The organism is Pseudomonas sp. GM49 (genome assembly GCF_000282355.1).
Classification (GTDB): Bacteria; Pseudomonadota; Gammaproteobacteria; order Pseudomonadales; family Pseudomonadaceae; genus Aquipseudomonas.
In genome coordinates this window covers 1-4,401 of record NZ_AKJL01000302.1, presented here as the reverse complement: position 1 = coordinate 4,401, position 4,401 = coordinate 1, and the positions used below count along the sequence as shown (strand labels likewise).

Here is a 4,401-nt window from a genome sequence, read left to right as displayed (position 1 = left end):
TGTGGGAGCGGGCTTGCTCCGGGCGGCGTTCCGACGAAGACGTCAGACCGAACAACACCAATCAATGATCCCGAAACGCCTTATGACAAGCACTGCAAGCATCTTCGACTTTCTGCACCGCCGGCCCCAGGTTGCTGGCCTTGTAGGGTTGAACCTGGCTGGCGATCACCAATTCACCGGTGGCGGATTCAAGGTCACGGGCCATGGCCTGGAAGCGCGCCTGCTGCTCCCAGACATCGCTCTTGGCACTGGTGTGATCTTCCTCGCGGACCTGCGGAAAGTGTTGCCACGGCTCACGGGACAACGCATCGAGTTTCACCGCGCCCTCGGCGAACTTCGGGCCATCGAACGCAATGCGCCCCCGCAACATGCCGCCCAGGTCTTCACCGGTGTTGAGCATCTGCTTGAAAATGGCCTTGCGCTGGCCCAGCGGCGAGTTGGGGTCGATGCCGCCACAAGCGGACAATGTCAGGCAGGCCAGCAATACAACAGAAAGTCTTTTAAGAGTCATGGTGGCTTCAGGTCACGGAAACGGCGGCCAGTATCCTCGTGTCATCGGCAAAGACCAATAGCCCTATTATCAACAAGGGTTGTATGAGCGCATGGAGCGCTCAGGCAACCGGCAAAGGAATCACTCCATGAACAGCCGTTTCAAGGCATGGCGTCAAAGCCTGGCCTGGACCCTGCCGATGGTGGCCCTGCTCGCAGGCTGCACCGGTGGCGACAAGCAACAACCGAAAACCCACGCCCTGGCCACTTACTCCAGTGCCACATGGGAAGCGCTGCCGGCGGTGTCCGACAACGACCTGGTAGCCGGCTTCGGTTCGTGGCGCAGCGCCTGCACCCGACTCAAGGCCGACCCGGTCTGGGGCGGAACCTGCACAGCGGCCACCAACGTGCCGCAAACCGCCAGCGACATCCGTGGTTTTCTCAAGCAGAACCTCGACGTTTATGGCCTGCGTGCCGCCAACGACAACCCCAACGGCTTGATCACCGGCTACTACGAGCCGGTCTATCCCGGGAGCCTGACCCAGACCAGCGCTGCCAATGTCCCGGTGTATGGCGTCCCCGAGGACATGATCATCGTCGCCCTCGACAGCATTTACCCGGAACTCAAGGGCAAACGCCTTCGCGGCCGGCTCGAAGGTCGCGTGCTCAAGCCGTACGACGATGCGGCAACCATCGAAAACAAAGGGGTCAAGGCGCCGGTCGTGGCCTGGCTGACCGATCCGATGAACCTGCAGTTCCTGCAAATCCAGGGTTCGGGTCGTATCCAGCTCGACAATGGGCGCCAGTTGCGAATTGCCTATGCCGATCAGAATGGCCATCCGTATCGACCGATCGGCCGCTGGCTGGTGGAACAGGGTGAGTTGAAAAAAGAAGACGTGACCATGGGCGCCATCAGCACATGGGCCAAGGCCAATCCGACACGGATTCCCGAACTGCTCGGCAGCAACCCCAGCTACGTGTTCTTCACCCGTAACCCGGACAGCAACGAAGGTCCGCGCGGCTCGTTGAACGTACCATTGACCGCCGGTTACAGCGCGGCGGTGGATCGCAAGGTGATCCCGCTGGGCAGCCTGTTGTGGCTGTCCACCACCAGACCGGACGGCACAGCGCTGGTTCGCCCCGTGGCCGCACAGGACACCGGCGGTGCCATTGCCGGCGAGGTTCGGGCGGATCTGTTCTGGGGCACCGGCGATGCGGCCGGGCAACTGGCCGGGGACATGAAACAGCAGGGGCAGATCTGGATGCTCTGGCCCAAAGGTGCTGCGCTGCCACAAGTGCCGCAGGTGGCGGATACGGTCAAAGCCAATCCTTGAGTCCCGCATCGCCTGAAAGACAGCTTTCGCGAGCAAGCCCGCTCCCACATTTGATTTTCAGTGGACACAAAATCTGTGTTCGACGGTGATCCAGTGTGGGAGCGGGCTTGCTCGCGAAGAGGCCGGCGAAAACCCTGAAGATCGTTTAGACCGACACCACAAAGAAACTCACGATCAGCGCCATCCCCACGAACCACACCAGCGACCGCAGTGTCGCCCAGTCCGCCAGGTAGCAAATGATGTATAGCAGGCGGCTGGTAATGAACAGCACGGCCAGCACATTGATCGTCACCAGTTCGGCATTGCCGGCCAGATGCGCCACGATCACCGCCGCGGCAAACGCCGGGGTCACTTCAAAGCTGTTCAGTTGCGCAGCATTCGCGCGCCTGCCCAAGCCGTCCAGTGAATCGAGAAAATCCCGGGGATCATGGTTGTCTCTCAACCTGAACCCGCCGCTGATCTTGGCCACGCCCACACACACATACGGCAGGAAAATCGCGATCAAAATGCACCACAGAGCCACCGTCATAACGCCGTCCTTTCTTCAAGTTATAGAGAAACGAATTCCATCGTGGCAATCAAAACTTCATCACCAGTATGCCGATCATCACAAGGCTGCAGGCGAGTAGTCGTGGCCCGCCAAAGGGCTCTTTCAGGTAACGCATGCCAAACAGCACCACCAGAATCACGCTGATCTCGCGCAGCGCTGCGGCCTCGGCAATCGAACCCAACTGCATCGCCCACAGCACCAGAGCGTAGCTGAACAACACGCAGAACCCGACCGCCAGGCCCAACCGCCACTGCTCGCGCCAGAACAGCATGAACGTGGGGCGCTTGCGCACTAACGCCAACAGCGGAAACGGCCAGGCGCTGAGCAAGGTGACCCAGATCAGGTAATCCAGTGGATGAGACCAGCGTCGCAATGCCTGCCCGTCGATGTAGGTGTAGCAACCGATGCACAGGCCGATCAATGCCACCACCGGCAACATCGACCACGGCAGGCGCGCACCGCCACCGCCCTGCCAGAGCAGGCATAGCATGCCGAACGGGATCAGCAGGATGCCGAAAATCTGTTGATGGGTCAGCACTTCCCCGGCAAAGATCAGCGTCAGTGCCAGCACCACCAACGGTGACAGGCCGCGCATCAATGGATAGACCAACCCGAGGTCGCCGACCCGATAGGCCTGGATCAGCAAATAGCGATAGAGCAACTCGAACGCCGCCGATGCCAGTATCCATGGCCAGATCTCCAGCGGCGGCACGCTCAGGAACGGTAACATCAGCGCGACAAAGAGCAGAGCCACGCTGTCCATGCAAGCCACCACCAACAGCCGCTCCGCACTGAACTTGATCAGGGTATTCCACGCCGCATGCAACAGCGCCGCCACCAACACCAACGCCGTCGCAAGCACGGCCTACTCCTTTTGTCGTCTACACGATCCCTGTAGGAGCGAGCCTGCTCGCGATGGACGTCAACGATAACGCGTGCTGCCTGGATAAATGCGTTGCCTTGACGTCTTTCGCGAGCAAGCTCGCTCCTACAGAATCCGCGCAGAGAATTGATTCGCCATATGTCAGTGGCTGTTTATACTGCAAGCGACCACGCCGCACTCAGTTGCGCACAGACCAATTCCAATAAAAATTCTGCCTGGCCCGCTCTCCTCGAGAACGGTCGTCGGCCTGCGTATGCCTGATCACAGCGTCAAGACTACCGACAGAGACCTTGCGCATGCCACTCGCTTTGCTTGCCCTAGCTGTTGCCGCCTTCGGCATCGGCACCACCGAATTCGTCATCATGGGTCTGTTGCCCGACGTCGCCCGCGACCTCAGCGTGAGCATTCCCGATGCCGGACTGCTGATCACCGGCTACGCCCTGGGCGTGGTGTTCGGCGCGCCAATCCTCGCCGTCGGCACAGCCAATATGCCGCGCAAAGCCACCCTGCTGGGCATGACGCTGATGTTCATCCTCGGCAACATGCTCTGCGCGCTGGCACCGAATTACGCCACGCTGATGGCCGCGCGCGTGATCACGGCGCTGTGCCACGGCGCATTTTTCGGCATCGGTTCGGTGGTGGCTGCCGGGCTGGTGGCACCCAACAAACGGGCCCAGGCGATTGCCATGATGTTCACCGGCCTGACACTGGCCAACGTGCTCGGTGTGCCATTGGGCACAGCGCTCGGGCAATACGCAGGTTGGCGCTCAACCTTTTGGGCGGTGTCGGTGATCGGGGTTCTGGCCGCGATTGCGCAATGGGTCTGGCTGCCGAAAAACATTGCGATGGATAAAGCCAACCTGGCCAGCGAGTTCATGGTGCTGGGCAAGGCCAACGTACTGCTGGCCCTGGGCATGAGCGTGCTGGCCTCGACCAGTCTGTTCAGTGTGTTCACTTACATTGCGCCGATCCTGCAGGACATCACCGGTGTCAGCCCTCACGGCGTCACCATCATGCTGCTGTTGTTCGGCGTTGGCTTGACCGCCGGCAGCATGCTCGGTGGTCGTCTGGCGGACAGTCGACTGCTGCCTTCGTTGGTGGGCATGGCGCTGGCGGTGCTGCTGGTGCTGGCGGCGTTCACGCAA

Annotated in this window: 5 protein-coding genes; 2 read left to right on the top strand and 3 right to left on the bottom strand. The window is 60.8% G+C overall.

Annotation, left to right across the window (positions count from 1 at the left end; all coding sequences use genetic code 11):
- Positions 1-61: 61 nt before the first annotated feature.
- A complete protein-coding gene (locus PMI29_RS02935; RefSeq protein ID WP_008003456.1) occupies positions 62-511 on the bottom strand; it encodes a c-type cytochrome in 450 nt (149 codons plus the stop codon).
- 127 nt (positions 512-638) lie between these two features.
- Here PMI29_RS02935 and mltA point away from each other — a divergent pair, with 127 nt between their 5' ends.
- A complete protein-coding gene (mltA, locus tag PMI29_RS02940) occupies positions 639-1,823 on the top strand; it encodes a murein transglycosylase A (protein WP_008003454.1) in 1,185 nt (394 codons plus the stop codon).
- Positions 1,824-1,968: 145 nt separating this feature from the next.
- Here mltA and PMI29_RS02945 read toward each other — a convergent pair whose 3' ends face one another.
- Together PMI29_RS02945 and PMI29_RS02950 are read right to left on the bottom strand one after the other, a co-directional pair.
- A complete protein-coding gene (locus PMI29_RS02945; RefSeq protein ID WP_008003453.1) occupies positions 1,969-2,352 on the bottom strand; it encodes an MAPEG family protein in 384 nt (127 codons plus the stop codon).
- Positions 2,353-2,401: 49 nt separating this feature from the next.
- On the bottom strand, positions 2,402-3,235 hold the full coding sequence (locus tag PMI29_RS02950; RefSeq protein WP_008003452.1) for an EamA family transporter: 834 nt from the start codon (positions 3,233-3,235) through the stop codon (positions 2,402-2,404).
- 317 nt (positions 3,236-3,552) lie between these two features.
- Between PMI29_RS02950 and PMI29_RS02955 the strand changes: the two genes are divergently transcribed.
- Positions 3,553-4,401 (top strand): MFS transporter (locus PMI29_RS02955; protein WP_008003442.1); only part of this gene is annotated, 849 nt, incomplete at its 3' end.